Below are 25148 nucleotides of genomic sequence, written 5' to 3' on the forward strand. Positions count from 1 at the left end.
TCCATTCGCCAGAACATCAATAATTCAAACCCATGTCCTACTCCCATTCACTCAATCTAAAATCCGGCCAAGTCGATCTCACCCACGGCGGTGGCGGCCGGGCGATGGCGCAATTGATTACCGAACTGTTCGTTAAGCATTTCGATAACGACTTGTTGCGCCGGCAAAACGATCAGGCCTTGTTTGATGTGCCGGCCGGTCGATTGGCGATTAGCACTGACGGCCACGTGATTTCGCCGTTGTTTTTTCCGGGCGGCGACATCGGTTCGTTGGCGGTGCATGGCACGGTCAACGACGTGGCGATGTCCGGCGCCAAACCGCTTTACCTGAGCGCCGGCTTCATCTTGGAAGAAGGCTTGCCGCTGGCCGACCTGGAGCGCATCGTCATCAGCATGGCCGCCGCCGCCAAGGCTGCTGGCACGCCGATTGTCACCGGCGACACCAAGGTAGTGGAGCGCAGCAAGGGCGACGGGGTGTTCATTACCACTACTGGCGTCGGCATCGTGCCGGACGGGGTGAATATTTCCAGCGACCGCGCCGAGGCCGGTTGCGCGATTTTGCTCAGCGGCAGCATCGGCGACCACGGCGTGGCTATCATGGCTAACCGCGAGAACCTGCAATTCGAAACCAGCATCGTCTCCGACTCGGCGGCGTTGCACGGTTTGGTGGCCGAGATGGTGTCTGCGGCACCGGCGGCGATCCGCTGTTTGCGCGACCCAACCCGCGGCGGTTTGGCGGCGGCCTTGAACGAACTGGCCGGCCAATCCGGCGTCGGCATGGTCATCGACGAGGCGGCGATTCCGGTCAAGGCCGAGGTCAAGGCCGCTTGCGAAATCCTCGGCCTCGACCCGCTGTATGTCGCCAACGAAGGCAAACTGGTCTGTATTTGCGACGCCGCTGCCGCCGAGACCTTGCTGGCGGCGATGCGCCAGCATCCCTTGGGCCGCGATGCCGCCATCATCGGCCAAGCCATCGCTGACCCGCACCATTTCGTGCAAATGACCACCGCGTTCGGCGGCCGGCGCATCGTCGATTGGCCGGTCGGCGAACAACTGCCGCGCATCTGCTGATGCCCGGCAAGGCCATCCGCGCGCGCGGCGTGGTGCAAGGCGTGGGCTTTCGGCCGGCGATCTGGCATTTGGCGCGCGAGTTTGGTTTGGTGGGAGCGGTGTGGAACGACGCCGAAGGCGTAATGATTCATGTGCATGGCGACGCGGCCGCTCTGGAACGCTTCGCCGCCGCCATTCCCAACCAGCTACCGCCGCTGGCGCGCTTGGACACCTTGGAAATCACTGATTTAGCCGGGGAGGCGGCGGACAGCGAATTTCGTATTGTCGCCAGCCAATCCGGCCGTGCCGAAACGGCAATCGCCGCCGACGCCGCAACCTGCCCGGCTTGCCTGGCTGAGATTGCCGATCCCCGTAACCGCCGTTACCGTTACCCGTTCACCAATTGCACCCACTGCGGCCCACGCCTGTCCATCGTCCACAGCGTGCCTTACGACCGCTGTCATACCAGCATGGCGGCATTTGCCATGTGTCCGGAATGCCAACACGAATACGACGACCCGGCTGATCGGCGCTTTCACGCCCAGGCCAATTGCTGCCCGGTTTGCGGGCCAAAGCTGTGGTTGGAGGCTGCTATCGGTCCCTCGCTCGGCGTGGGAATGCAGCCGGAACCGCCGAGCGGTTCAGGACGCCGGAGCGTCCAAGACGGGGTCCCCACGCGGAGCGTGGGAACCATGAACGCAGACGTGATGAACGATGTCATCCACCAAGCCGTGGATCTGATTCGCCAAGGCTACATCCTCGCCATCAAAGGTCTGGGCGGTTTTCACCTCGCTTGCGATGCGAGTAATACCGGAGCTGTCGACAAGCTCAGACAGCGCAAGCGCCGTTACGCTAAGCCGTTTGCGCTGATGGCACGGGATGCAGCGATGGTAAGCCGTTATGCGCTGATCAATTCTCTGGAACTGTCAGCCTTGGAGGACCGCGCCGCGCCTATCGTGCTGTTACCAGCGCAAGGCGAATATCTAGCGAGCGGCGTCGCGCCGGACGACGACAAACTGGGTTTCATGCTGCCGTACACGCCCTTGCATAGCTTGCTGATGCAAGAGTTGGAGGCGCCCATCGTGTTGACTTCGGGCAATATTTCCGACGAGCCGCAATGTACAGATAACGCCGAGGCGCGGGAAAAATTAGCGGGCATCGTGGATTATTGGTTGTTGTACGACCGTGACATCGTCAATCGCCTGGACGATTCGGTAGTGCGTTTGATGGATGGTCAGATGCGTATGCTGCGCCGGGGACGTGGCTCTAGTCCGGAGGTTTTGGTATTGGCTCCGGGGTTTGCGGAATCCGGCAATATTCTGGCACTGGGTGCCGAGTTGAAAAACAGTGTTTGTTTGCTGAAAAACGGCCAAGCGCTGGTCAGCCAGCACATCGGCGATCTGGAAAACGCCGCCGTGCAACAGAATTACCGGCAAACCATTGATTTGTACAAAAAGCTTAACGACCTTCGGCCGGTAAAGATTGCTGTCGATAAGCACGCCGGCTATCTATCGACTCAATACGGCCAGGCCTTGGCTGCCACTGAATCTATCGAATTAGTCCGCGTCCAGCATCACCATGCCCATCTGGCGGCTTGTCTGGCCGAACATGGCGTTGATCTGAACGCACCGCCGGTTTTGGCGGCGATCTTCGATGGTTTGGGCATGGGCGAGGATGGTGAATTATGGGGCGGCGAATTTTTATTGGGCGATTACCGGAGTTACACTCGGCTTGGATATTTTCAGCCTATCGCCTTACTCGGCGGTGCCCAGGCGATGCGGGAGCCTTGGCGGAATACTTATGCACAACTGCGGCATTATTTCGATTGGCCGATTTTACAGCGTGACTACGCGGATTTGGACATCATGCGGCTGTTGGCCGGCAAGCCTTTGGCAACGTTGGATACGATGCTGACGAAAAACCTCAACTCGCCGCTGAGTAGTTCCTGCGGGCGTTGGTTCGACGCCTTTGCCGCGGCTTTTGGGCTGCACCCGGAGCAAGTGCATTTCGAAGGCCAAGCCGCGATTGCCATGGAAGTGTTGGCGACGCCGGTGTTTGCCCAAGAACAGGCTTACGCGGACGCTTGGTCCGTGGAGCGCAACTGCGACATGACGGTATTGAGTTGGCCGGGCCTTTGGCGGGCGGTGTTGGCCGATCTGCAAATCTGCATCGACAAGGCCCGCATCGCCGCCCGGATTCACCATAGCCTGGCTGCGGCGACCGTTGAGTTGCTAATGCAATTGAGCGGAGAAGCTGGCGCGGATAGCGTTGTACTCAGCGGAGGCGTGTTTCAAAACCGCTTGTTGATGGAAGCAGTCAGCGAGCAATTGCGTCGACACGGCAAAACCGTGTTATCGCCACGACGCTATCCGATGAACGACGGTGGGCTGGCTTTGGGGCAGGCGGTGATCGCGGCGGCGAGCGCTGGATAATCTTGCGGTTAACTCGAGCGAGGCAATTGGAGATCGAAGTCGGTTGATAATTTGCGTTAGAATGTTTTTGCTGTATCCGTTTCAACGCAAAAGCGTCAGGTAGTTCTGCAACATGGCAGCAATACTCGTCACTTTGGAGAACGTTATGACAAAACCTTACTCAGCGAGGCGATTATGAAAGCAAGAGGACCAATGAAAAAACTATTAATATCAGGCCTGTTTTTCGCGTGTATCCCATATTCCGACGGTTATGCCGCAACCACGCTTTATACCCAAGACTTCGAAAATCCCAATGCCGGCGCATTTGTTAATGATAGCGGTGATGTCAATATTTATAATCCGATCAACGCCCTTTATGGTGGGCAGCCGGCCGGTTTCCAGTTTGCTCAAACCTTTACCGTGGAAACATTGCAAATTGGCGGCACACAGGCTTGGGGAACCGGGTTTCTCGACCCGCAAGCACGGGCGGGAAACTATGCTATCAGCATGCTTTCGAGTGCTCAGAACGATCTTCTAGGTCTGTCCTTTAATATTGGAACACACAAATATCTGAATTTTCAGATGGATGTGTCCTCGATAGATTTGGATAGATGGGGTGGCCCTTTTGTCGCTGCGGGAGGCGTCGCGCCGGTGTTTCGTTTCTCGCTTTTTGACAATCCCGGCGGCGGTACAGGCGTAACTGGGGGAGCATTGTTAAGTTTTGCGGATGTAACCGGAACCGCAACGGCACTTAAGAACACTTTCGATTGGACTAACCACATCATAGCGCTTGACGCTACAGGGAACACCAACGGCAACGTGATATTGCAAATCGATGAGTTACAAGGCGGTTATGCAGCGCTGGATAATTTTGTGATCGCTGCATCCGATAAACCGGGTGACGTTGGCCAAGTGCCCTTACCGGCCGCTGCCTGGCTGTTTGGCAGTGGTTTGCTGGGATTGCTGACTCTGAGACCAATTAAGCGCCGTTAACGGTTGTAGGTTTAACCATCGTTCAATCGGCAAGGCGGGTTCCCTAGTTGATCAGGCCGGGCGAGACCACGTCTCACCTTGTCTGGCGTCGTCAAACCTGTTTCTCAAACGCCACCTCAAACCGGCCATAACGCTGCAAAATTGCCGGCAACAGCAGTAAGTTCAACATGGTCGACGAAGCCAATCCGCCAATGATGATGGCTGCCATTGGCCCCATGATTTCCCGGCCCGGATTGTCGCTGCCTATCGCAATCGGCAGCATGGCTAGTGCCGTGACCAGTGCGGTCATCAGGATGGCCGGCAGGCGTTCCTGGGCGCCGCGAATCAAGGTCTCCGTCGACCAAATCTGGCCTTCCAGCTCAATCAAATGCCGGTAATGCGAAATTAGCATGATGCAGTTGCGCACAGTGATGCCGAACAAGGTGATGAAGCCGACGAAGGAACCCACCGACAGCGTGGCGTCGGTGATGACTACCGCTGCCACGCCGCCCAATAAGGCAAAGGGCAGGTTTAGCAAAGTCAGCAGCATATGCCGAAGGCTACCCAAGGCGATGAACACGAAAATCAACACGCCGGCGCCGGCCAGCACAGCATGGATGATCAGCGTCTCGCGAGCTTTGGCCTGTTCCAGCGCCGCACCGATGAACTCCGGGTAGCTGCCGTCGCGCCAGCTGAGCTCGTTTTGCACGCGCTGTTTCAATTCGATCATAAAGGCGTCCATATCCCGGTCTTCCACCTTGCAAGTAACGGTCTGGATGCGCTGTGCGCCTTGATGCAGGATGTTATAGCGGCCTTCGCCGTGGCGGATTTCCGCGACCTCGCCGAGCAACACCCGCTGGCCTTCCGTGTTTTTCAACGGCAGCTGAGCCAGGTAATCCGGCTGACTGCGCCATTCAGGCGCCAAAGCTACCGCCACATTGAAAATCCGGTTGCCTTGCAGATTTTTGCCAACGATGCGGCCTTCGTAAGCGGTTTGCAGGGCGGTCATCACTTGCGCCGGACTGATGCCGCGAAACTTTAATTGCTCCAGGTTCAACTCGACTTGCAACAAGGCCGTGGCTGGCGGTGAGCGCAACTGCACGTCTTCCGCGCCGGGGATGGTGTTGATCAGCGCTGCGAGTTGCTGTGCCTTGTGGTCCAGTTCGGCTAGATCGTTGCCGTAGATATTGACGACCACCGGCGCGGTGTAGCCGGAAATGGTTTCATCTACCCGTTCAGTTAAAAACGTATTGGCTTCGTAATTGATGCCGGGGAATTGTTCCAAAACCTCGCGCAAGCGGTCCAGCACCCGCTGTTGTTCTTGGCCGGATAATGGCTTTAAGCGTACTTCGTATTCGCTGTAGTGGCTGCCGTAAGTGTCGGCGCCGCGTTCTGCGCGGCCGGCCCATTGCGATACCGACTCGACGCCGTTAATCGCCATGATTTGCTCGGTGAGTAAGCTACCGACGCGGATGGATTCTTGCAACGAAGTACCCGGTACGCTGGCGGTGTGGACGATGAAATGGCCCTCGCGCAATTCCGGCAGAAATTTATGATCCAATCGTAGAAAGGCGGCTACGCCGATCAGGCAGGCAAGCGCGCCTATCATCGCCACGGTTTTGAAATGCCTGATAGCCCAGAGCAATTGCTTGGCATACAGTGGTTTAAGCCGGCGTAACACGGGCGGATCGCTGTCGTCAGGCAGCTTGTTGCGAAACATTAAATGGCATAGAGCCGGTGTCAGCGTTAGCGCCACCAGCAAGGACATTAAAATCGCCAGGATATACGACACGCCCAGCGGCGCGAACAAGCGGCCGCTGACGCCGTCCAGCGTCAGCAGTGGCACAAACACCAAAGCCACGATGAAGCTGGCATAAACCACCGAACCGCGAACTTCCAGCGAAGCCTGATAAATCACCGTTTCCGCGCTATCCGGAAAGATTTTTAAGCGGTTTTCGCGTAGGCGTCTAAAGATGTTTTCGGTGTCGATGATGGCGTCGTCCACCACCTCGCCCAGCGCAATCGCTAGCCCGCCCAATACCATGATATTCAGATTGACGCCAGATTCCAGCAGCACCAGCGCGGCGGTCAGCAGCGACAACGGAATGGCGGTAGCGGCGATGAAGGCACTACGCAGATTGAATAAGAACACATATAGCACAACCAGTACGAACAGACCGCCGATCAGTAAATGCCCGGACAGGTTATGCACCGAGGTTTCGATGTAATCCGCCGGCCGGAATAAATGCGAGTAGAAATCCACGGCCTGTTGCTTGAAGATGGGTTGAAACTCTTCCAACACGGCCTCGACCTGCCGCGACACCGACAAGGTATTGGCGCCGTACTGGCCGATCACCATCATCACGATGCCGGGTTTACCCATGATTTGCGCCGCGCCGATGGGCGGTTCCGGCCCATAACCGATCTGCGCGACATCGCCCAAGGTTATATTCATACCCTCCTGGCGTTTGACGATCAGTTGCTTGAATTGCTCGGGATTGACCGGCTGGCCGCTGATTTGTAGCGTAAAGCGCTGGTTGGCGTTTTCGATGAAACCGGCGCCGTTCATTTCCGCCGCCCCGGCTGCTGCGTTGACAATGTCGTCTATTGAGAGATTGAAACGCTGCAAAGCCGCCGGTTGTAACTGCACTTGCAGTTGTTGAATGTCGCCGCCGAATACATTCACATCGGCCACGCCAGGTACCGCCAGTAGGCGTGGCACCAAGCTCCAATCCACCAAGCCGCGCAGTTCCATCAAGGTCTTGCTGTCCGAACTGATGCCTATCGTCAATACTGTTGCCGACGAAGAAGACAAGGGCACGGCAATCGGCATTCCCACGCCAGGCGGCAGTTGCTGACTAAGGCCGTCCAGCCGTTCGCTGATCAATTGCCGGTTGCGGTATACGTCACTAGTTTCGTTGAAGGTGGCGGTGACGATGGATAGACCTTGAATCGATTGCGAGCGTAAGGTTTGCAATCCAATTAAGCCGCCAACGCTTTTTTCGATTTGCTGAGTCACCAGCACTTCCACTTGCTCGGCAGCCAGGCCGGGGGCTTCGGTCTGGATGATGACTTGTTTGGGCGAAAATTCCGGAAAAATATCCAGACCGGCGTTAGCCAGACGATAACCGCCGTAAACGAACAGCAGTAGCGCCAGGGCCACGACGATGCCGGAATAACGAATGGAAAAGCGGACCAAAAGTGCGAGCATGAGCGGCGAGAAGGGGTGAAATAGCGGGCTATTGTGCCTTGTCGGTCAGGATTGGTCCATGTTGATACGCAGCTTTCCTGGCTGTGCGGATAGAAAGAAGGCTAAGCTGTGGGTGACTTTCGAACGGAATGGTGCTTAAAGGATTGCCTCCGCGCTAGTGGCGGAGGTGAGCGTTGTCGGTTTTTTGAGAATCAGGAAAGCCGTTTTTTGCGAGACAAGGCGATGAAGCCCAATAATGCCGAACCCATTAAGCCAAAGGCTGCCGGCACAGGAACTGGGGTTGTGGTGGTTAATAGTCTGAACTGTCCATCCCATTTTGTCGGGCCGGTGAAGTTCAAGCGAAAACTATGCAGGCTGGCAAATACCGCAGGATTGGTAAAGTCGCTGAAACTTACCAAGTAATTATTGTTGCTGGTAAACGTTTTGATGCCGGAACTTGAGCTGCCGTTGGCTACCATTTCCACGTTGACACCCAGATCGATTGCCAACACCTCCAGCAGGATGCCGTTGCCGTGAGCGGTTAAATCGAGCGGATCGAAATTCCACAGAATGGAAGCGCCACCGGCCGAACGGCCATCATTCGATATGATCAGCTGGTTGCCGCCGGAAACGATTTCCGTGGTGTTGGCTGAGGCGGTTCCCGAGGCTTGAGCGATAAAGGTCCTTGAGGCATTACTCAGGTCCGTGCCGGTAAGAGCAGACACTGTATCGCTGGTAGAGCCTGCGCTACTGCCGTCGTCGAATGCGGTTTGAGCATGGCTGAAATTATCAAGCGTCAATATGCCTGCTTGGCTTTGGCCGGATAGCGCTAAGCCCAGGCTTAGCAGCAAAGGCGCGAGGTTTTTGTGAAAATGTTTAGCATTCATGTGAGTTATCCGTGAGCAGAATTGAAGTTTGGAAATCAGAAAATTTTGACGGTAGGCGTTAAGCGGCTACTAGTTTTTGGCGTTTGCCGCCGACAATGCCCAAAGCGCCTATGATCAATAAAGCGGTGACGGAAGGTTCCGGGACTGTTGATAACTGGCTGAAGTCAGCGTCCCACGCGGCATGGGTGCCGCGCAATTTCAGCTCCAGACTGTTTAGGTTCTTGAAAGCCGCAGGATTCGAAAATTGTGAGAAATCAAATCTAATAGTGCTGGGTGAACCGATTGCAACGCTGGTCAAGTTCTGAAAACTTAGCAGCGAAGTACCGTTGGCGATCATTTGAATTTGGTAACTGGCGTCGCTAGATTCTGTCGTCAGCAATATCGCGTTAGCGAAAGTAGTGAAATCGACCGCAGCGAAGTTGTAAAAGATACTGGCGGTGCCGGTTGAATTGCTGCTGTTACCGACCGTTAACAAGCCGTCTTCTACAAAAATTCTGGTGGTACCGCCAGGGGTAGGGCTGGAATTTAAGGTTCGTTGCAAATTGCTTAGATCAGATCCGGATACATTAACTGGGCCATTGACTGTGTTTGTAGTGGACTGACGGGTGGCAAAATTATCGATCACTGTTGCCGACTCGGCGGCTTGAGTGAAGAAGGCTAAAATCAGGATTAATCCGGATAAGGGCATTTTCGGCATTACAGCATTCATGTCGATTCCTTTTTGTCAGTGGCTGAAAGATAAGTGATTCGCGTGCAAGCCATTGGGTTGCATAGTGCGTCACTCTAACTAAGCATTAGTAATGCCAACTTAATTTAGATTAATCCAATCAATTATTTAAATGTGATTTGGTAGCGCTTTTTCAGCTGAGCTGCTGACAGCCGGGGCAGAGGTTACGACAGATTTGGCAGGATGGCATGGTGCTGTCATGCGTGGCATTTAATAATGAGCGCAGTTGCTGCTTGTGGTCTTGGTGAGTGAGTGGGAATGTTTCCGATACTTTGCCGATCCTTTCAAAGTGCGATAGCATCGTACTAACACCTTCAATCTGGAGTTCAGCCTCATGGATAGCCAACATATCGATTTGCACCGCTCCATTATCTCCCTGAGTTGTGCGCTGGATTTAGTCGGTATCGACGAAGTCAAGCACGGTAAGCGGGTCGCGATGATGGCTTGGCACATTGCCGGCAAGCTCGATTGGTCGGCTGTTGATAGATTAAGCATTCTATACGCCGGTATGCTGCACGATTGCGGGGTGGCAAAGGTTCGCGAGCATAGGCATTTGACCGAATCGCTGGAGTGGGACGGTGCGGAGGCGCATTGTTTACGCGGTGCGGAATACTTGCAAGCCTGCCCGCCGCTGGCCTATCTGGCGGAGGAGATCCGCTATCATCACACGCGCTGGGAGCAATTGGTTGAATTGCCGCTGGTGCCCCGGATAAAGCTGCGTGCGAATCTGTTGTTTCTGGCTGATCGGATTGACGTGTTGCAAGCCCCGTATTTGGCCAGCGAGCAAATTTTGGTGGCCGCGCCCAAAATAGTGGAGCGCTTACTGAGTTATTCGGGATCGCTGTTTGCGCCTGAGCTGTTGGCTGCATTTTCGGAACTGGCGAAAAGTCAGGCGTTTTGGCTGGCGATGGACCCGGATTATCTGGATGAGGATTTACGCGAATTGGGGCGTGATTTGCCGACGGTAGACTTGACTTATCCTTCGCTGCGGGAAATGGCGCGGCTGTTTTCGCGAGTGGTGGATGCGAAAAGCCCGTACACCGAGCAGCATTCTGAACGGGTTGCGCAGATCTCCAGACAATTGGCATTGGATTTGGGTGTGACCGGCTGCGATCTGGAACAGGTGGAAATTGCCGGTTTATTGCACGACATCGGCAAATTGCGGGTTTCCGAGGACATCATAGACAAACCAGGCAGCTTAACTGCCGAAGAGCGGGCCTGCATGCAGCGTCACAGTTACGATACTTACCGAATTTTGCAACGGGTGTTTACCGACTCCAAAATTCCGCAATGGGCGGGTTTGCACCATGAAAATCTGCGTGGCGAAGGATATCCGTTCAAGACCATCGGCAAGTCTTTGGAGTTGGAGTGCAGGGTTATCAGTGTGGCCGATATTTTTCAGGCTTTGGCCCAGTCCCGCCCATATCGCGAGGGCATGTTACTGGCTGACATTATCCAGCACCTCAGGCAGCGCGTGGCGGAAGGGGTTTTGGATGGCGAGGTGGTTGCCAAGTTGATCGAGAATGCGGACTTTTATTACGAATTGGCGCAAGGCAATTACTCGATGGATTAAACCGGCGGCCAAAGGGCTATGCTTGTCCGCGACATCCAGGCCTGGGCCTTTTAAAATATTCGCTCGAAGCCGAAAACACAAAAGCCGGAGGCATCTTTAGGCCTCCGGCTTTTAGCGACAGCGAGCTAAATGGCTGATTACGCTTGGCGTTGTTTTCTGGTATTAAAACCTATCAAACCGAGTAAGCCGGAACCCATCAGCCAAGCTGCTGCCGGCACCGGGACCGCGGTAATGGGACCGCTTCCGCCATTGTTGTCCAGGCAATATTCAACATAGAGCTCTGCCGCTTTGAAAAAATAATCTTTGCTACCATAATCCTTCACGCCCAATACGGCCGTCAATGAAGCGAAGCCGGTTTTGGAAAGAAAATCGCTAACATCCAAGCTGATATATTGTTTGTAGCCATCGACTTCGGTCCAGCTCGTGGAAACGTTGGAGCCGTTAATCGATGTTATACGAGCGTATTCGTTTTTGTCTTTTAACAGGCCATTTAAGATGATGGAGTCGTCGGCCGATGTTGAGTCGTCACGCAACCATATTTTCAGCAGAGCGCTGTTGATAAAGGTGGTGTCCAGCTGATAGTTGAAGTTAAGGGTGTAGCTATCGTTGCTGCTAATGTTGTCGGCTTTCGAAATTAGCGTGCCGTTGCTGCCGCCTGATAACGTCAGGCTCAGTTTTTCCAAATCGCAAGATGCCTGGTTGCCGCAGCTACCGTGTTCTGACTGATTGTCGTGTTCATGTTCGTGTTCAAACCCATTCGACGCAAAGGCGGAGGAAGTGAATAGGGCCGAAGATAATAGGATGGAAGCAGTAAACAGCGTTTTCATAGCAAGTACCCAGAAGTAATGAATGGAAATTTATCGGAGGTGATTGGACGCAGAACAGGATGTGTGCGGCAAATCATCTGGTGAGCAGTTTAACCGGGTATGTAACGTCGTTTAATTGTCCGTTCGTGCCATGACAATTTTGTCATGGCGGACGGTTTGGGCGGAGTGCTTGGATAGCGGGATCGCTCAGGTGCGGTATGGATTACCTCCCATCCGAGTCGACTGTTGGGCAATAAGAACAACTCACAGATCTGAAAGCGGTATCACAAAGCGCGAATTGCCCGCTCATTTGCTTAAAGAGGCGGCCGAGAATATTTTGCGAAAACACCGCCTCAATTTTGCAGGCGGTGTTTATTTTGAGTCCTCTCAGATGCGGCGTTGCCCGATAAATCCCAGTCCCGCCAATGCCGCGCCAAACAGCCATGCGGCTGCAGGTAACGGCACGGTCGTGATATTGATCGAGGCATTTGCCGTTAATACATTGCCGTTGGATAGCGTGTCGGTGTCAGGATCGAACAAGGGATTAAACGGGCTGCGGGTGAATAAATCGTAAGTCAGTACAATTTGGCCAAAGACGGTGCCCTGCGCGGCGTTGTCAGCAATTTTAAAACTACCTACGCCGGTTTGGCTGGCGGCATCGAATGTCTGCCCCCAGACGGTGCTGGCGCCAAAGCCCGGTCCCACAACGAAGAAATTTTCGGGTGCGCTGATAAAGTCCGTGAATATACCTGGGGAGGTAGAGGACTGAAATTCCGCACCGGTCACCACGAGGTAGTTTTGCGTGTTGGTGAGCAGGAAGCCCCAGCCCACGGTATCGCCCGCATCGCCTTCGATTAAGCCGTTTGTCGGCTCTAATTGTAATGAGGTCGCTGCTTGGCTAGAGGGAAGAATACACAGCAAACTGGCTAACAGGATAAGTTGTTTGATCATCAGAATATCTCCTTATTAAGGTCTAGCGGAATTGATTGGTTAAGGTTTTCGATCCGGTTACTTCGCCGTTATTGCTGCTAAACGGGATGACAGCTTTAAATCTGGCGCTATTTGGGCAACCGCTAAAATTGATTGTGGTGGTGCCGCTCACTTTAGCCCCTGCCTGGATGTTGCCGACGCCTAACGGAAAGGATAAGGGACTTGTAATGACTGGGTTACAAGCGGCTCCGGAAGTTTGTGTAAGGGTTAAGCCGTCGATCTGGGTATTTTCGGCGATACATCCGCTCTTGTTTGACAGGGTGATAGTCCATTGGCGTTCAGTTTGAGTACCCGATTTAGCGGTGATAGATGCAAACAACTCAGGAAGATCACCTACTCCACAACCCACTGGGTTTTCTATAAACCGGTCAGAAAAGTCCGTTTTAACATCGTCCCAGACAATTAAATTGTCAATTGCAACACTAGCGCCTGAGATATTGTAAAAGTAGGCGAGAGCAAGGCGTGAGCCATCAGGTATGGCACCCCATGGTGAGGCATCATGGTAGCGCTGTGTTGTAACAAGGTTTCCATCAAGATAAAGATAAAGCTTACGTCCACCAAATTGCGCAATACCTGTTTCATTCCATACCATCGCATAATGGTGCCAGGCTGAACGGTCACCAAGAATGCTATCTAATGTTCCGGATTGGGTTGCAGTATCCACTAGCCCACTACAAAAGCTATTAGTTGCGACCCCTACTGTCCCGTAAAAGCCGAAGCCACCACAGCCGTTATTAGACCCAAACCCCATTCTCCAATGAAATACCGGCAAACTAGGTGGAGGCACGTAAAAAATCATAGTCACTGCATCAAAAAAGTTACTTGGGAAATTACTGAGTTTTGCCCAGAATTCTATTGTTCCCTTACTTTTTGACACAACGGATGTGGCAGGAAAAGTTAAGGCAAACACGTTTGAGTTCCCAACGTCATTCACAAAAGACTGACCAAAATTAGCAAAAGGGCCTGGCGCGAAATGCCCAGCTGTTTTTTGGCCTCCAGGCCCCACTTCGCTATTCGCAATCTCAGCATCACTGCCCAATTTGTTCCATAACACCACATTCCCGGTTTCAGCTTGGGCTGCAGGGCTGAGCAAGCCGAGCAAAGCCACCAGGCATGCGATGGCAGATAGGGTTTTGCGTTTAATTCCGTTCATAGAATCCTCCTTTAGGGAGTCAAGAAATACAATATGCCGCAACCCGTTTATGGTGTCGGTTAGCTGGGTAGGGCAGGCGAATAGTTAGAATTATTGTAAGAAAAGAGGATGGAGCGAAGCGCCATGGCCGGCAACAAGCCGATAAAAGCCAGGAGAGGCGCCAAAATTTATGGTACGAAATATAAGGTAATTAGGCAATCGATAACTAGTGAGTTAATTCTGTGGCTTGATGACATTTAGGGTTGATTTGTTTGATTTACCGGCATTCGTCAAAGCGCTCGGCGCTGCCGCTATGGGCATAGCCGGGTATAATCCGCGGCTATTGTTGACAACCCTTCTCCGCCATGTCCGAAGACTACTATTTCACCCCCGATCAAGCCGTCGAATCCCTAAAAGTGCCGCCGCATTCCATTCAGGCCGAGCAGTCGGTGCTGGGCGGTTTAATGCTGGATAACCAAACCTGGGATTCGGTTGCCGATAAGGTGGTCGAGACCGACTTTTATCGCCGCGATCATCGATTGATTTTCCGTGCTATCGCCCAGTTGGCGGAGAAGCAGGACCCGTTCGACGTGGTGACTTTGTCCGAGGTGCTGGAAACGACCGGCGAATTGCAGGATGTGGGCGGTTTGGCTTATTTAAGTACGCTGGCGCGCGATACGCCCAGCGCCGCGAATATTGTCGCCTACGCCAACATCGTCCGGGATCGTTCGGTTTTGCGGCAATTGATTCATGTCGGTACCGAGATTTCCGATTCGGCATTTACCACTGAGGGCCGGGAAACTGCCGATTTGCTCGAAAATGCCGAACGCAAGGTCTTCGAAATCGCCGAGCAGCGCCAACGTGGGCAGGGCGGGTTTAGCTCGATCAAATCCTTGCTGGCCAAGGCCGTGGATAAAATCGAAACTCTCTACGAACTCGATGGCGACATCACCGGCGCCAGCACCGGCTTCACCGATCTGGACGAAAAAACCTCCGGTTTGCAGCCCGCCGATTTGATTATCGTGGCTGGCCGGCCATCGATGGGTAAAACCACGATTGCGATGAATATGGCTGAAAACGTGGCGCTGAAAAGCGGCATGCCGGTTGCGGTGTTCAGTATGGAGATGCCGGGCGAATCCTTGGCGATGCGGATGATGTCGTCGCTGGGCCGCATTGACCAGCATAAAGTCCGTACCGGCAAATTGGACGACGACGATTGGCCGCGTTTGACTTCGGCGATCAATCTGCTCGCGGAAACCAAGATGTTCATCGACGACACGCCGGCCTTGACGCCGACTGAAGTCCGCTCGCGCGCCCGGCGTTTGACCCGCGAACACGGTCAGTTGGGCCTGATCGTGTTGGACTATTTGCAGTTGATGCAATCGCCTGCAAGCGGCGATAACCGGGTGCAGCAGATTTCCGATATTTCCAGGGGCTTGAAGGCGCTGGCCAAGGAGCTCAATGTACCGGTGATCGCGCTGTCGCAGTTGAATCGGAATCTGGAGCAGCGCCCCAACAAGCGGCCGGTGATGTCGGACTTGCGCGAGTCCGGGGCGATTGAGCAGGATGCCGACTTGATCATCTTCGTTTATCGCGATGAGGTCTACCACGAAGACAGCCCGGACAAAGGCATCGCCGAAGTGATTATCGGCAAGCAGCGGAACGGACCTTTGGGGACGGTGCGGTTGACTTTCCTGGGCCAATACACCCGTTTCGAAAACTTTGCCGGCGTTTATAACGGCCCCGAGGATTACGAATGACGCCTGCGGCTTTTGTGCATCTGGATTTGGAAGCCGTGCGGCACAACTTGGCCCAAGTGAAGCGTTACGCGCCGGACAAAAAAATCATGGCGGTGATCAAAGCCAACGGCTACGGCCACGGCATGACGCGGGTAGCCACCGCTTTGGAAGCGGCGAATGGTTTTGCGGTCGCGCGGGTGGACGAGGGCGTCAGGCTGCGGCAAGCTGGATTTAAACAAGCCATCACCGTATTGCAGGGCTTTGTCTGCGTCGATGAGTTGTTGCAGTTGTTGAAGTATCAATTGGCGGCGGTGATCCATACCCCGCAGCAAATTGCCATTCTGCAGCAGCAAGCCGACGCCGAAGGCAAACTTGCTGTCTGGCTGAAAATGGACACCGGCATGAATCGCTTGGGCTTTAAAGGCGCCGATTTCAATGATGCTTACCAGCAACTGTTGGGCTGCGCGCGGGTCGAGCAACCGATCAATCTGATCACCCATTTTGCCAATGCCGACGATTTGCTGGACGATAAAACCCGCCGGCAAATCGATTTGTTCAACGACGCGGTCAAAGACTATCCCGGCGCGTGCAGCATCGCCAATTCCGCAGGGATTATCGGCTGGCCGAATGTCCGTTTCGGCACCGCTCAGGACCGCAGTAGCGATTGGGTGAGACCGGGATTGATGCTCTATGGCTGCTCGCCGTTTGCCGGTAAAACCGGTGCGGATTTTGGTTTAAAGCCGGTGATGAGTTTGCATTCACGGCTGATCGCGGTCAAGGATGTCTCCGCAGGCGAAACGGTCGGTTACAGCGGTACCTGGCAATGCAAAACCGCAACTCGACTGGGCGTAATTTCCATCGGTTACGGCGACGGCTACCACCGCCACACCAAGAGCGGCGCGCCGGTGTTGGTAAACGGCCAACGGGTGCCGTTAATTGGCCGGGTATCCATGGACATGATCACCGTTGATCTCAACCAACTGCCGGATGCGCAACCCGGCGATCCGGTAACCTTGTGGGGCGACGGCTTGCCGGTGGAAGAAATCGCCCGTTACGCGGAAACCATTCCGTATACTTTGTTGTGCGGAATTACGCAGCGGGTGCAGGTGATCGAGCGTAGGCTGGATTAGGCTGTAAGGCTCAGTTGCAAAGCGAAAATCGGAGGTTGTTTGGTCGATTGCCGAATTTTGCCTGCATTTATGTCCAGGCAAGTCTTAGATTGCAGGCGCTTTTGAGTGATGAGGCTCTGGCCTAAAGATCGGTAGTCCACGCATCGAGCTGCAAGCCTGAACGACTGAGTTATTTTCTCGGCGATTCAGGCTTTTTTATTGATTGGCCGAGTTATATGCTAAATCGCTGCAGATCAGAGAGAGAATATTTTAGCTTCGAGCGGCCATCGTCTAGCTTGGCAGAAGAATGCGCTGGATCCGAGGCAGAGTGGCGAGGCTTTGTTGGCGAGAGGGGCTTAAAATGCCGAACTTTAGTGCTTTCAAGCGTTGGCTTGAGAAAATTATTCGGGAAGGCGGGGCTTTTAAACTTGTCGCTGCTGGGAGCTAGGTTGGTTGTTAGTCATGGTTAGTCTAGCTTGCGTAATTGCACGTTTAAAAGCTTACGTTCCTCCGATTACGTGATCGCCAATTAGAGCTTGTTTTCCTTGGTGCGACCGCACTGTAAAACTATTGATTTATCATTTAACAGCATAGAAAAGGGATAACCTTGTATGTTTGAAAGAGTTGTGTTGAAACGTTCACTTGATGGTCCGGGAATTTCTATAGGTGAAATTGCGGAAGCATTGCTTTTTTATCAAAGTGTTCATGTTGTTTTAGATCATTCAAGCCTTTTTGGTCTTATTAAAAACATAGGAATGCGTAATGTATTGAAATTACTGTCTTTACCAGATATCCGAACGACATACATCGATGAAATGACAGGAACACGCACTGAGCAGACTTCTGCTGGACCTGAATATTCACTCGTATCCTTCATGCTCACAGGACACCAAGATATTGGGGTTTTTCCCTCTCGAAAAAAACGACTTGAAGCTATGCTTGAAAGTAATGGTTACAATAAATCAGATGTAAAGTTTTTCGTAGAAAAGTTTCGTAAGTGTGTAAGTTATAAAAAATTAGGCGACGATTATTTTATAAAAGGAGGGTTAATTTCCGCTGCCCGAGTTGATTTATTTGAGAATGCATACGTTGCAGAGGCTTCAAAAGTTGTTGCACAACATCTCCTTGGGCAACACTCTTTATCCAGTAACTTTTTCTTTCGTGTGATTCCAAATGGTGAAACATTTAGCGTCGCTACAAATCTTGATTTTGATTTGATCTCTACTATCCAACAAGCAAAAGATAAAAATGCGGGACAATATACTCCTGCCCATATCACGAGTGAGCTACTTAATGCATCAATGGGAGTCATATTTGCCGGACACTATGGAGGCGATTTCTACACATCCGAGACAGAGTCTAAAATAATTCAGTTACGACAGCGTTATCTCCTTCATAGGTTTCAACTTGACCGTTCCGCAATTAGTGATTTTCAAGAAATAACTCTTAAGGGAAGTCCAAGTATTGTTGAGGTAATCAATCAAAAGAAACGATCATTTGAAGAGTTTCTTGAACTCCTATCATCTGCAAAAAAGTTTAAAAACTGGCTTAAAGGCAAATCACCAGATGAATCTCTAATAACTGGTTATCTAGAAGATATTACGGCACAGGGGTGGCTGAGCAGTGCACCAGGAAAGGTGTTGCGATATGTTGTCGGATCTAGCGTAGGTGCAATAGAGCCTATTTCTGGATTAGCCATCTCCGCAGGTGATAGTTTCTTCTTAGACAAATTATTTTCTGGATGGAAACCTAATCAATTCATAGAAAGCAAAGTTAGACCTTTTGTTGATCCAGATGGAGACTTTGACTGAACAAGTTATCGCATTAACACATTGAGCTTGGTAGGAACCAGCCTATTCCAGTCAAACCCTTACTTCCACTTCGTACCCCGAGTATTTGCGGATATTAATTACGCCGTTGTCGAAGATCAAATACTGGCCTTTGATGCCTTCCAAAATGCCGGACACTAATGGCTCTTTATCGAAATTAAACGACTTCACTTTGCTGGGGTATTGCAGCACCGGATAGTCGAGCGTTAGCGGTTCGGCATCGCTGAGCAGCTGCGGCGGAGTGTGGGGAAATTGCGCGGCGATGGTTTGCAACTGCTCGGCGCATTCGGTGAGTAACCCGTTGCGGATGGCCGGCAAATCCAAGGGCGCAGCGTTGTTTTTCAACATTTGTTGCCAGCTGGTTTTGTCGCTGACGTGTTGCGCCAGAGTGACTTCGATTAAACCCGACAGATGGCGGGAAGCGACCTTAAAAATGGGTAAGGCCTGCACCGCGCCTTGGTCGATCCAGCGGGTTGGGGTTTGCGATTGGCGGGTGATGCCCACTTTGATGCCGGAAGAGTTGGCTAGATAGACAATATGCGGTTGAAAGCAAAACTCTTCGCCCCAACTGGGTTCGCGGCAGGTGCCGGCGGCGTAGTGGCAGGTTTCCGGCTTCATGATGCACATGTCGCATTGCGCCAGTTTGATGAAACACGGGTAGCAATAGCCTTGATTGAAGCTTTTGTTGGTTTTTTTCGCGCAATGCACACAAAAGATTTGGCCGGTGTAACGTAGCGTGAGTTTTTTACCCAACAGCGGGTTCAATTCGATTGCCTGCTCGCCGACCGGCAAGCGGTATTGCACTGGCGCGGCCAACGCGCTGGTCATTTTCTGCAGACTGCCTAACACTTGATTTAATCCCGATAGCTGAATAACGGCAGCTATAATGACAGCGTTTCCAGCGTACTCAAAGAGGATTCGATGTCATTCATGCAAGTTGCTGCGGGTGGCAATATTCCGTTTGAAATAAATGTGGTGGTCGAGATTCCCGCATTCAGCGATCCGGTCAAATACGAGGTGGATAAACATACCGGCGCTCTGACAGTGGACCGCTTCATGGGCACCGCCATGCAATATCCCTGCAATTACGGCTACATTCCGCAAACCTTGTCCGAAGACGGCGATCCGGTGGATGTGATGATCATCACGCCGGCACCGTTGCTGAGTGGCTGCGTGATCAATTGCCGGCCGGTAGGTGTGTTGAAAATGATAGACGAAGCCGGCCCTGATCCCAAGCTGTTGGCGGTACCTGTGCCGCGCTTGACGCCGTTTTACAATCACGTCAACGATTACAAGGATTTGCAGCCAGACAAGTTAGCCAAGATCACCCATTTTTTCCAACACTACAAAGATCTGGAAGAAGGCAAATGGGTCTGCGTGGAGGGTTGGGGCGGGGTTGAAGATGCGCGGCAGGAAATTTTAGATAGTGTCGGCCGCTATAAAACCTCGCATAGCAGCCGTCGCTAATCTGTTGTTCTGTGGTTAGTTGATCGTTTGGGCGAGTTTCAGTTTTTTCGCGCGGTACATCGCGCTATCGGCTCGGTTTAGTAGGTCAAGACTGCTTTGGCCGTCGTGGTGATAGATGGCCGCGCCGATGCTGGCACTGATAGCAACCGGCTTGCCCGCAATGCTGCAAGTTTCAGCCAACTGGGACTGAATTTTTTCTATCACCGCCGCCACGCTGTGATCAGCATCGACTTCACCCAACAACACCAAGAATTCGTCGCCGCCGTAACGGCAAGCGGTGTCGCCGCAGCGCAGACAAGCCGACAAGCGTTCCGCCACTTCTTTCAGTAATTGGTCGCCGGCCGCGTGGCCGAGTTCGTCGTTGATGTTTTTGAATTCGTCCAGATCGATAAACAATAGTGCGACCGGCCGTTGCTGACGATCCGCTTGGGCCATGGCCTGTTGCAGTCTATCCAGTAATAAAACTCGATTGGGTAAGCCGGTTAACTCGTCGTGATGTGCGCAATGCAGCGCTTGCCTGTAATTCTCGTTACTTTCCAGTAGTTGCTGTTCCAAGGTTTTGCGAGTGGCGTTCAGCGACTCGATTTGTCGGCGGGCGTCGGCCAGCTGTTGCTGACTAATCGCCAGGGCGCGTTCCAATGCCGCAAGCTCGGCTCGGGATTGATTCAATTGACAGCATTCGCTGTCGCTTTCGCATACCGGTGTTTGGTTAAGCCAGCGCTGGGCGACGATGGGTGAAACAACAGTGTATTTATGTTGCTGGACTCTGATTCGGTTATCCATCACAGCGCCTCCATTAAGTCAGCGGCTGAATCGATGGTAGTCAACACTGCGCTAGAGAAGATCGAATTATCAAATTTCATGACAATAACCCATATGAATTGAGTGGCCGGAAATCTCGTTAACCGAGGTTTGTTGGCTTAACTGGATCAATTCATGTGCCAGACGCGCGGGTTTTAAAGCTGTTGTTGGGTAACTGCCTGTTGTTGAAGGAGTTTGGCAGGAATGAAAAGATGGAAGAGAGGCTGGATAATGCGGGATATGGGGTCTAAGTGCAGACGGTATTTCGTCAATATTACGAAATACCGTATTCCCAGGTTTGGATAGCTGGAGAGGGGGGCGGTAACTTAGGTTTTTTGCTCGATAACCAAGTTTTTTTGCAATTCTTGTGGCGGTACCGGATGGGTCGGCTTCTGATACGCTGCCAGAATTTGCTTAACGTAATTGCGAGTTTCTTGATAGGGCGGGATGCCTTGATAGCGCTCTACTGCGCCTTCGCCGGCGTTATAAGCGGCCAGCACCAAATCGACTTTACCTTCGAAATGTCTTAGCAGCCAGTGTAGATAAGCGGTGCCGCCTTTGATGTTTTGAATGGGATTCCAGCTGTCTTTTACCCCAAAACGCTCGGCGGTTTCCGGAATGAGTTGCATCAGGCCTTGGGCATTTTTACCGGACAGCGCGCTGGGGTTGAAAGCCGATTCGGCTTGAATCACCGCCATGATCAGTTGCGGATCGATGCTGTAAATGGGGGCAATTTCTTTTACCCAAGCCTCTACCCGTTCGCGGTTAGGATTGGGATCAGCGACCAGCTTCACTTCGGGTTCCGGAGTCGGTGGTTGGCAGGCGGGGTCGTCACTGGGTGTGACATCGCCGAAACGGGTCAGCATTTGCTTGGCATGGCTATCGCCGTGTTCTGCCGCTTGTTTGAACCAGTGACTGGCCAGCGGAATGCTGCGAGCCACGCCGCGGCCGTTGAAATACATAAAGCCGATGCTGTAAGCCGATTCGGCATCGCCTTGCAGTGCGGCCTTGCAGTACATATCAAAAGCTTGATGGTAATCTTGTTTGACAGTGCGGCCGTGTTCGAAATCGGCAGCGGTCTTGCGGATTTGTTCCAGATTAACCGGCGCTACGTCCTGAGCATTAGCGATTTGGGTGGTGAGGCTCAAGCACAGGGCAAGTAGCGATTGGCGTTTCAAGGTCATAAAATTCTCGTTCTGTATTGCTGAGACTAGGCTCTTCTAAACCCGGCCGGAAAAGGATTGAAGCGTCAATCCTCCAAGCTTCCAGCTACCGTATACATTGCAAGTGCTTGATCGCCCATATGGCCGAGTTTCCGTGCAATTGCGCTTCATAGCATCCCGCAGGATGTTGGCAAACCTTGAAATAGTTCCGGGGCCGCTGAGGGTGTTAGCTTTACCGGAACTGCTTCAAGGTTGTCCGCACTATACCGCCTGTTTTGCTGAGGCTATATTGCCCATATGGGCAGGTAAGTCTGGCGCGAATATATCACAGCGTTGATTTTACGGCGATTTAAACTGTTGTTTTTGATGTGGTTGTGGCGGATCTGCCGGCGCGGGGCCTGGTTTGGCTCTCGGTTTTCATTAGTACAGAGCAGACAAAATCATCCCCTGATTTCTTATCAAGATGACTTGCCGCGGAATTTTCAGGATTGGCCGGCAAATTTGCTCCTACGAGAAATTGCGCTGACTAAGCCCATGCCCAAAGACATCAGCAGGAAGCCGCCAGGCAGCGGCACCGTCGAGGGTGGCGGCATTATTGCGACACCACTGAAATTCACTTGCTGTAGTCCGCCAAAATCAAAAGCAAGTGCGGTATCAAACGCTTCGTCGCCCCAGTTAATCACCCCAAACTCAAGAAAATACGATCCGGTTGCGGTGAACGAGTAAGCGGACTTAATCCAGCCGGTCGGGCCACAGGTGTTGGCGTTATCCCAGCAAATGCCGCTTGAACCACCCAACGGTATCCAGCTTGTGCCGGCCGCAGCAAAGCCAATGGTGTTACCGTCATTCAATACCGCATCGAGTTCATCCGGTAAGTTGTTATCTACCTGACGATTCAACACATTACCGGGCACGACATTACCGTTAGCGGAATTGGTGCTGCGGGCTGTAAACAACCAGGCGGCAGTGTTGTGGGTATCCGCATTGACCAAGCGCGCCCAGGCGTAGTCGTCATAACCACGGCCATCCGTTGAAATGTAATTGAATTGCAAAGTCAGCGTGTCATTCGCATTGGCACTGAAAGCATTCGATTGAATTTTCGAGCCATTGGTTTGGTTCTCGGTGCCGCGTCCTTCATCTCTCAGAACCAAAGACGAAACACCATAAACACCGCCGGATGTCGACACGTAACCGAACTGAGCGTTTCCAGTCGGTGAGTTATTGACCGTATTGTCCCCGTAAATCAGCCCAGCTGCGCCGCTTGCCGTCCAGGTGTTATTGCTTAAGGAAATATTGGCAGCTTGCGCGGTAGGTAGCACAAGCGCCCCGCTTAAACTGAGGGCGATGAGGGGAGTGCGCGTAATTTTCATGGTTTTACCTTTTTAATCTGTCTATGGATAAGGCTCAGGGTTTTTATGAATAAGCCGCGCCAATCTCATTAGATCGTGCTGTTTGCCTGGTTAATCGGCGAAACTTATTTCGCGGTGTATTCCATGTGGCGGCAAAAAGGTTCAATGCAGGAGGTCGGTTTTCAGCAAAGCAACTTTAGAATCTAAGGTTTAAGCTTTGGCGGTGCGGACTGATTGCAAAATGAGCTGTTCCTATACATCAAAGGTCGAGTTTGCCATAATTCCAAGAACTGATCTTCTGGGGGTATGGACATTAACAAGCGAATTTTGTTGGGGGTTTGCGGCGGTATCGCGGCTTATAAAGCGGCAGAACTGGTGCGCTTGTTGCGGAAGCAAGGCCACGAAGTTCGCGTAGTGATGACCGCAGCCGCCCGCCAGTTTGTTACGCCGCTGACCTTTCAGGCCTTGAGCGGTCATGCCGTACATAGCGACTTGCTGGATGTCGAGCAGGAACAGGCCATGAGCCATATCCATTTGGCACGCTGGGCAGACCTATTGCTGATTGCGCCGGCGACCGCCGATACCTTGGCGAAAATGGCGCATGGTTTGGCGGATGATTTGCTATCTACCTTGTATCTTGCGGCCGAGTGCCCGGTATGGGTCGCGCCGGCGATGAACCAGGCAATGTGGCGTAAATCGGTAACCCAAGAGAATGTTGCCAGGCTGCAAAGCCATGGTGTGCAATGCATCGGCCCGGCTGCTGGCGAGCAGGCTTGCGGCGAGCAAGGTTTGGGACGCATGGTCGAGCCGGCCGAGATTTGTCGGCAACTGCTGGCGCCTGAGCAGCCCGGTTTTCTGTCGGGCATTAACATAGTCATCAGTGCCGGACCGACGCGAGAGCCGCTTGATCCGGTGCGGTACATCACTAATCGCAGTTCGGGCAAAATGGGTTATGCCTTGGCCGTCGCCGCCCTCTCAGCCGGTGCCAACGTGACACTGGTCAGTGGCCCGGTCAGCTTAGCCGTGCCGGCCGGCGCCAAACTTATTCCAGTGGAAACCGCCTTGCAAATGTATGATGCAGTGATGATGCATAGCCGGATGGCGGATATTTACATTGGTGCGGCGGCGGTAGCGGATTACCGGCCGCAACAGCTGGCTGACAGCAAGATAAAAAAGGCTGGCGACACCAGCAATATAGCCTTGGTAAAAAATCCGGACATCATTGCCGCGGTGGCTGAATTACAACCAAAACCTTTGGTTGTGGGATTTGCCGCGGAAACCGACGATCTGGAAAATTACGCCAAACACAAGCTGCAAAGCAAACACCTGGACCTGATCGCCGCGAATTGGGTTGGGCAGGCTGAAGGCGGTTTCGAGAGTGATCGCAACGCCTTGCAAGTATTTTGGCCGGGTGGTCAACAAATGCTGCCGATGACCGATAAACATACCTTAGCCGCACAGCTGCTTAAACTGATAGCCGAGAAATTGCATGAAAAAAATCCAGTTAAAAATTCTTGATCCGCGTCTGGGCCGGGAGATTGCTTTGCCCGCCTACGCTACCCACGGCTCTGCGGGGCTGGATTTGCGCGCCTGTCTGGATCAGGCCTTGACCTTGCAGCCGGGCGAAACGGCCCTGATACCTACCGGCCTAGCCATTCATATCGACGATCCGCATTTGGCGGCGGTGTTGCTGCCGCGCTCGGGCCTGGGGCACAAGCACGGCATCGTGCTGGGTAATTTGGTGGGTTTGATCGACTCTGATTACCAGGGGCAGGTGTTTATCTCCTGCTGGAATCGCGGCAATAGCGCATTTACCGTCGAAATAGGTGAGCGCATCGCGCAAATGGTGTTTGTGCCGGTGGTACAGGCCGAATTTGAGTGCGTGGCCGAATTCGACGAAAGCCATCGCGGCAGCGGCGGTTTTGGACACAGCGGCCGGCACTAAGCGGAGTCG

General features: G+C 52.9%; 20 protein-coding genes. 10 read left to right on the top strand and 10 right to left on the bottom strand.

Annotated features, from left to right (window positions below; all coding sequences use genetic code 11):
• The first annotated feature begins 32 nt into the window (after nucleotides 1-32).
• From hypE to QLH52_RS12930, 3 genes are all read left to right on the top strand, one after another.
• On the top strand, nucleotides 33-1070 hold the full coding sequence (gene hypE / locus QLH52_RS12920; RefSeq protein ID WP_319961868.1) for a hydrogenase expression/formation protein HypE: 1038 nt from the start codon (nucleotides 33-35) through the stop codon (nucleotides 1068-1070).
• Nucleotides 1070-3481, top strand: coding sequence for a carbamoyltransferase HypF (gene hypF, locus QLH52_RS12925; RefSeq protein ID WP_319961869.1), 2412 nt, complete (start codon nucleotides 1070-1072; stop codon nucleotides 3479-3481). Before hypE ends, hypF begins: the two co-directional genes overlap by 1 nt.
• 192 nt (nucleotides 3482-3673) lie before the next feature.
• A complete protein-coding gene (locus QLH52_RS12930; RefSeq protein WP_319961870.1) occupies nucleotides 3674-4453 on the top strand; it encodes a hypothetical protein in 780 nt (259 codons plus the stop codon).
• 91 nt (nucleotides 4454-4544) lie between these two features.
• Here QLH52_RS12930 and QLH52_RS12935 read toward each other — a convergent pair whose 3' ends face one another.
• The 3 genes from QLH52_RS12935 to QLH52_RS12945 form a co-directional block, all read right to left on the bottom strand.
• Nucleotides 4545-7643 carry an efflux RND transporter permease subunit gene (locus QLH52_RS12935; RefSeq protein ID WP_319961871.1) on the bottom strand — a complete coding sequence of 1033 codons (3099 nt, stop codon included), beginning with the start codon at nucleotides 7641-7643 and terminating at the stop codon, nucleotides 4545-4547.
• Between the two features lie 191 nt (nucleotides 7644-7834).
• Nucleotides 7835-8509 carry a hypothetical protein gene (locus tag QLH52_RS12940; protein ID WP_319961872.1) on the bottom strand — a complete coding sequence of 225 codons (675 nt, stop codon included), beginning with the start codon at nucleotides 8507-8509 and terminating at the stop codon, nucleotides 7835-7837.
• A 58-nt stretch (nucleotides 8510-8567) separates the two neighbouring features.
• On the bottom strand, nucleotides 8568-9218 hold the full coding sequence (locus QLH52_RS12945) for a PEP-CTERM sorting domain-containing protein (protein ID WP_319961873.1): 651 nt from the start codon (nucleotides 9216-9218) through the stop codon (nucleotides 8568-8570).
• A 352-nt stretch (nucleotides 9219-9570) separates the two neighbouring features.
• Between QLH52_RS12945 and QLH52_RS12950 the strand changes: the two genes are divergently transcribed.
• Nucleotides 9571-10809, top strand: a complete 1239-nt coding sequence (locus tag QLH52_RS12950) for an HD-GYP domain-containing protein (RefSeq protein WP_033159129.1) — start codon at nucleotides 9571-9573, stop codon at nucleotides 10807-10809.
• A 137-nt stretch (nucleotides 10810-10946) separates the two neighbouring features.
• Here the strand turns inward: QLH52_RS12950 and QLH52_RS12955 are convergent, their stop codons facing one another.
• From QLH52_RS12955 to QLH52_RS12965, 3 genes are all read right to left on the bottom strand, one after another.
• Nucleotides 10947-11636, bottom strand: coding sequence for a VPLPA-CTERM sorting domain-containing protein (locus QLH52_RS12955; protein WP_033159130.1), 690 nt, complete (start codon nucleotides 11634-11636; stop codon nucleotides 10947-10949).
• 366 nt (nucleotides 11637-12002) lie between these two features.
• Nucleotides 12003-12566: a VPLPA-CTERM sorting domain-containing protein gene (locus QLH52_RS12960; RefSeq protein WP_033159131.1), complete on the bottom strand. Its 564-nt coding sequence runs from the start codon at nucleotides 12564-12566 to the stop codon at nucleotides 12003-12005.
• Nucleotides 12567-12588: 22 nt separating this feature from the next.
• A complete protein-coding gene (locus QLH52_RS12965) occupies nucleotides 12589-13758 on the bottom strand; it encodes a LamG domain-containing protein (RefSeq protein WP_101054251.1) in 1170 nt (389 codons plus the stop codon).
• Between the two features lie 344 nt (nucleotides 13759-14102).
• Between QLH52_RS12965 and dnaB the strand changes: the two genes are divergently transcribed.
• The 3 genes from dnaB (at nucleotide 14103) to QLH52_RS12980 (ending at nucleotide 18396) form a co-directional block, all read left to right on the top strand.
• The gene (gene dnaB, locus QLH52_RS12970) at nucleotides 14103-15497 is read left to right on the top strand and encodes a replicative DNA helicase (RefSeq protein WP_033159133.1); all 1395 of its coding nucleotides are present in this window, start codon (nucleotides 14103-14105) and stop codon (nucleotides 15495-15497) included.
• Nucleotides 15494-16606, top strand: coding sequence for an alanine racemase (gene alr / locus QLH52_RS12975; protein WP_101054248.1), 1113 nt, complete (start codon nucleotides 15494-15496; stop codon nucleotides 16604-16606). The genes dnaB and alr overlap by 4 nt, the downstream gene beginning before the upstream one ends.
• A 590-nt stretch (nucleotides 16607-17196) precedes the next feature.
• Nucleotides 17197-18396, top strand: a complete 1200-nt coding sequence (locus tag QLH52_RS12980) for a hypothetical protein (RefSeq protein ID WP_319961874.1) — start codon at nucleotides 17197-17199, stop codon at nucleotides 18394-18396.
• A 51-nt stretch (nucleotides 18397-18447) separates the two neighbouring features.
• Here the strand turns inward: QLH52_RS12980 and QLH52_RS12985 are convergent, their stop codons facing one another.
• Nucleotides 18448-19242 carry a DUF2797 domain-containing protein gene (locus QLH52_RS12985; RefSeq protein WP_319961875.1) on the bottom strand — a complete coding sequence of 265 codons (795 nt, stop codon included), beginning with the start codon at nucleotides 19240-19242 and terminating at the stop codon, nucleotides 18448-18450.
• A 93-nt stretch (nucleotides 19243-19335) separates the two neighbouring features.
• Here QLH52_RS12985 and ppa point away from each other — a divergent pair, with 93 nt between their 5' ends.
• Entirely contained in the window at nucleotides 19336-19881 is a 546-nt protein-coding gene (gene ppa, locus QLH52_RS12990) for an inorganic diphosphatase (RefSeq protein ID WP_319961876.1), read from the top strand.
• Nucleotides 19882-19896: 15 nt separating this feature from the next.
• Here the strand turns inward: ppa and QLH52_RS12995 are convergent, their stop codons facing one another.
• From QLH52_RS12995 to QLH52_RS13005, 3 genes are all read right to left on the bottom strand, one after another.
• On the bottom strand, nucleotides 19897-20664 hold the full coding sequence (locus tag QLH52_RS12995) for a diguanylate cyclase domain-containing protein (protein WP_319961877.1): 768 nt from the start codon (nucleotides 20662-20664) through the stop codon (nucleotides 19897-19899).
• Between the two features lie 344 nt (nucleotides 20665-21008).
• Nucleotides 21009-21866, bottom strand: a complete 858-nt coding sequence (locus QLH52_RS13000) for a transglycosylase SLT domain-containing protein (protein WP_319961878.1) — start codon at nucleotides 21864-21866, stop codon at nucleotides 21009-21011.
• A gap of 461 nt (nucleotides 21867-22327) precedes the next feature.
• On the bottom strand, nucleotides 22328-23215 hold the full coding sequence (locus QLH52_RS13005) for an NF038132 family protein (RefSeq protein ID WP_319961879.1): 888 nt from the start codon (nucleotides 23213-23215) through the stop codon (nucleotides 22328-22330).
• Nucleotides 23216-23500: 285 nt separating this feature from the next.
• Here QLH52_RS13005 and coaBC point away from each other — a divergent pair, with 285 nt between their 5' ends.
• Nucleotides 23501-24712 carry a bifunctional phosphopantothenoylcysteine decarboxylase/phosphopantothenate--cysteine ligase CoaBC gene (gene coaBC, locus QLH52_RS13010; RefSeq protein ID WP_319961880.1) on the top strand — a complete coding sequence of 404 codons (1212 nt, stop codon included), beginning with the start codon at nucleotides 23501-23503 and terminating at the stop codon, nucleotides 24710-24712.
• Complete coding sequence (gene dut / locus QLH52_RS13015) at nucleotides 24684-25139, top strand: dUTP diphosphatase (RefSeq protein WP_319961881.1); 456 nt, start codon at nucleotides 24684-24686, stop codon at nucleotides 25137-25139. The genes coaBC and dut overlap by 29 nt, the downstream gene beginning before the upstream one ends.
• Nucleotides 25140-25148 lie beyond the last annotated feature (9 nt).

Source organism: Methylomonas defluvii (assembly GCF_033949435.1).
Classification (GTDB): Bacteria; Pseudomonadota; Gammaproteobacteria; order Methylococcales; family Methylomonadaceae; genus Methylomonas; species Methylomonas defluvii.

Excerpts from the sequence above, each read along its gene's own strand:
- hypE (WP_319961868.1), top strand. The coding sequence starts at position 33 with ATGTCCTACTCCCATTCACTCAATCTAAAATCCGGCCAAGTCGATCTC.
- QLH52_RS12940 (WP_319961872.1), bottom strand. The coding sequence starts at position 8,509 with ATGAATGCTAAACATTTTCACAAAAACCTCGCGCCTTTGCTGCTAAGC.
- QLH52_RS12980 (WP_319961874.1), top strand. The coding sequence starts at position 17,197 with ATGTTTGAAAGAGTTGTGTTGAAACGTTCACTTGATGGTCCGGGAATT.
- QLH52_RS12945 (WP_319961873.1), bottom strand. The coding sequence starts at position 9,218 with ATGAATGCTGTAATGCCGAAAATGCCCTTATCCGGATTAATCCTGATT.
- QLH52_RS12930 (WP_319961870.1), top strand. The coding sequence starts at position 3,674 with ATGAAAAAACTATTAATATCAGGCCTGTTTTTCGCGTGTATCCCATAT.
- dut (WP_319961881.1), top strand. The coding sequence starts at position 24,684 with ATGAAAAAAATCCAGTTAAAAATTCTTGATCCGCGTCTGGGCCGGGAG.
- QLH52_RS12935 (WP_319961871.1), bottom strand. The coding sequence starts at position 7,643 with ATGCTCGCACTTTTGGTCCGCTTTTCCATTCGTTATTCCGGCATCGTC.
- hypF (WP_319961869.1), top strand. The coding sequence starts at position 1,070 with ATGCCCGGCAAGGCCATCCGCGCGCGCGGCGTGGTGCAAGGCGTGGGC.
- QLH52_RS12955 (WP_033159130.1), bottom strand. The coding sequence starts at position 11,636 with ATGAAAACGCTGTTTACTGCTTCCATCCTATTATCTTCGGCCCTATTC.
- coaBC (WP_319961880.1), top strand. The coding sequence starts at position 23,501 with ATGGACATTAACAAGCGAATTTTGTTGGGGGTTTGCGGCGGTATCGCG.
- QLH52_RS12985 (WP_319961875.1), bottom strand. The coding sequence starts at position 19,242 with ATGACCAGCGCGTTGGCCGCGCCAGTGCAATACCGCTTGCCGGTCGGC.
- QLH52_RS12960 (WP_033159131.1), bottom strand. The coding sequence starts at position 12,566 with ATGATCAAACAACTTATCCTGTTAGCCAGTTTGCTGTGTATTCTTCCC.
- QLH52_RS12965 (WP_101054251.1), bottom strand. The coding sequence starts at position 13,758 with ATGAACGGAATTAAACGCAAAACCCTATCTGCCATCGCATGCCTGGTG.
- QLH52_RS12950 (WP_033159129.1), top strand. The coding sequence starts at position 9,571 with ATGGATAGCCAACATATCGATTTGCACCGCTCCATTATCTCCCTGAGT.
- ppa (WP_319961876.1), top strand. The coding sequence starts at position 19,336 with ATGTCATTCATGCAAGTTGCTGCGGGTGGCAATATTCCGTTTGAAATA.
- alr (WP_101054248.1), top strand. The coding sequence starts at position 15,494 with ATGACGCCTGCGGCTTTTGTGCATCTGGATTTGGAAGCCGTGCGGCAC.
- dnaB (WP_033159133.1), top strand. The coding sequence starts at position 14,103 with ATGTCCGAAGACTACTATTTCACCCCCGATCAAGCCGTCGAATCCCTA.
- QLH52_RS13005 (WP_319961879.1), bottom strand. The coding sequence starts at position 23,215 with ATGAAAATTACGCGCACTCCCCTCATCGCCCTCAGTTTAAGCGGGGCG.
- QLH52_RS13000 (WP_319961878.1), bottom strand. The coding sequence starts at position 21,866 with ATGACCTTGAAACGCCAATCGCTACTTGCCCTGTGCTTGAGCCTCACC.
- QLH52_RS12995 (WP_319961877.1), bottom strand. The coding sequence starts at position 20,664 with ATGGATAACCGAATCAGAGTCCAGCAACATAAATACACTGTTGTTTCA.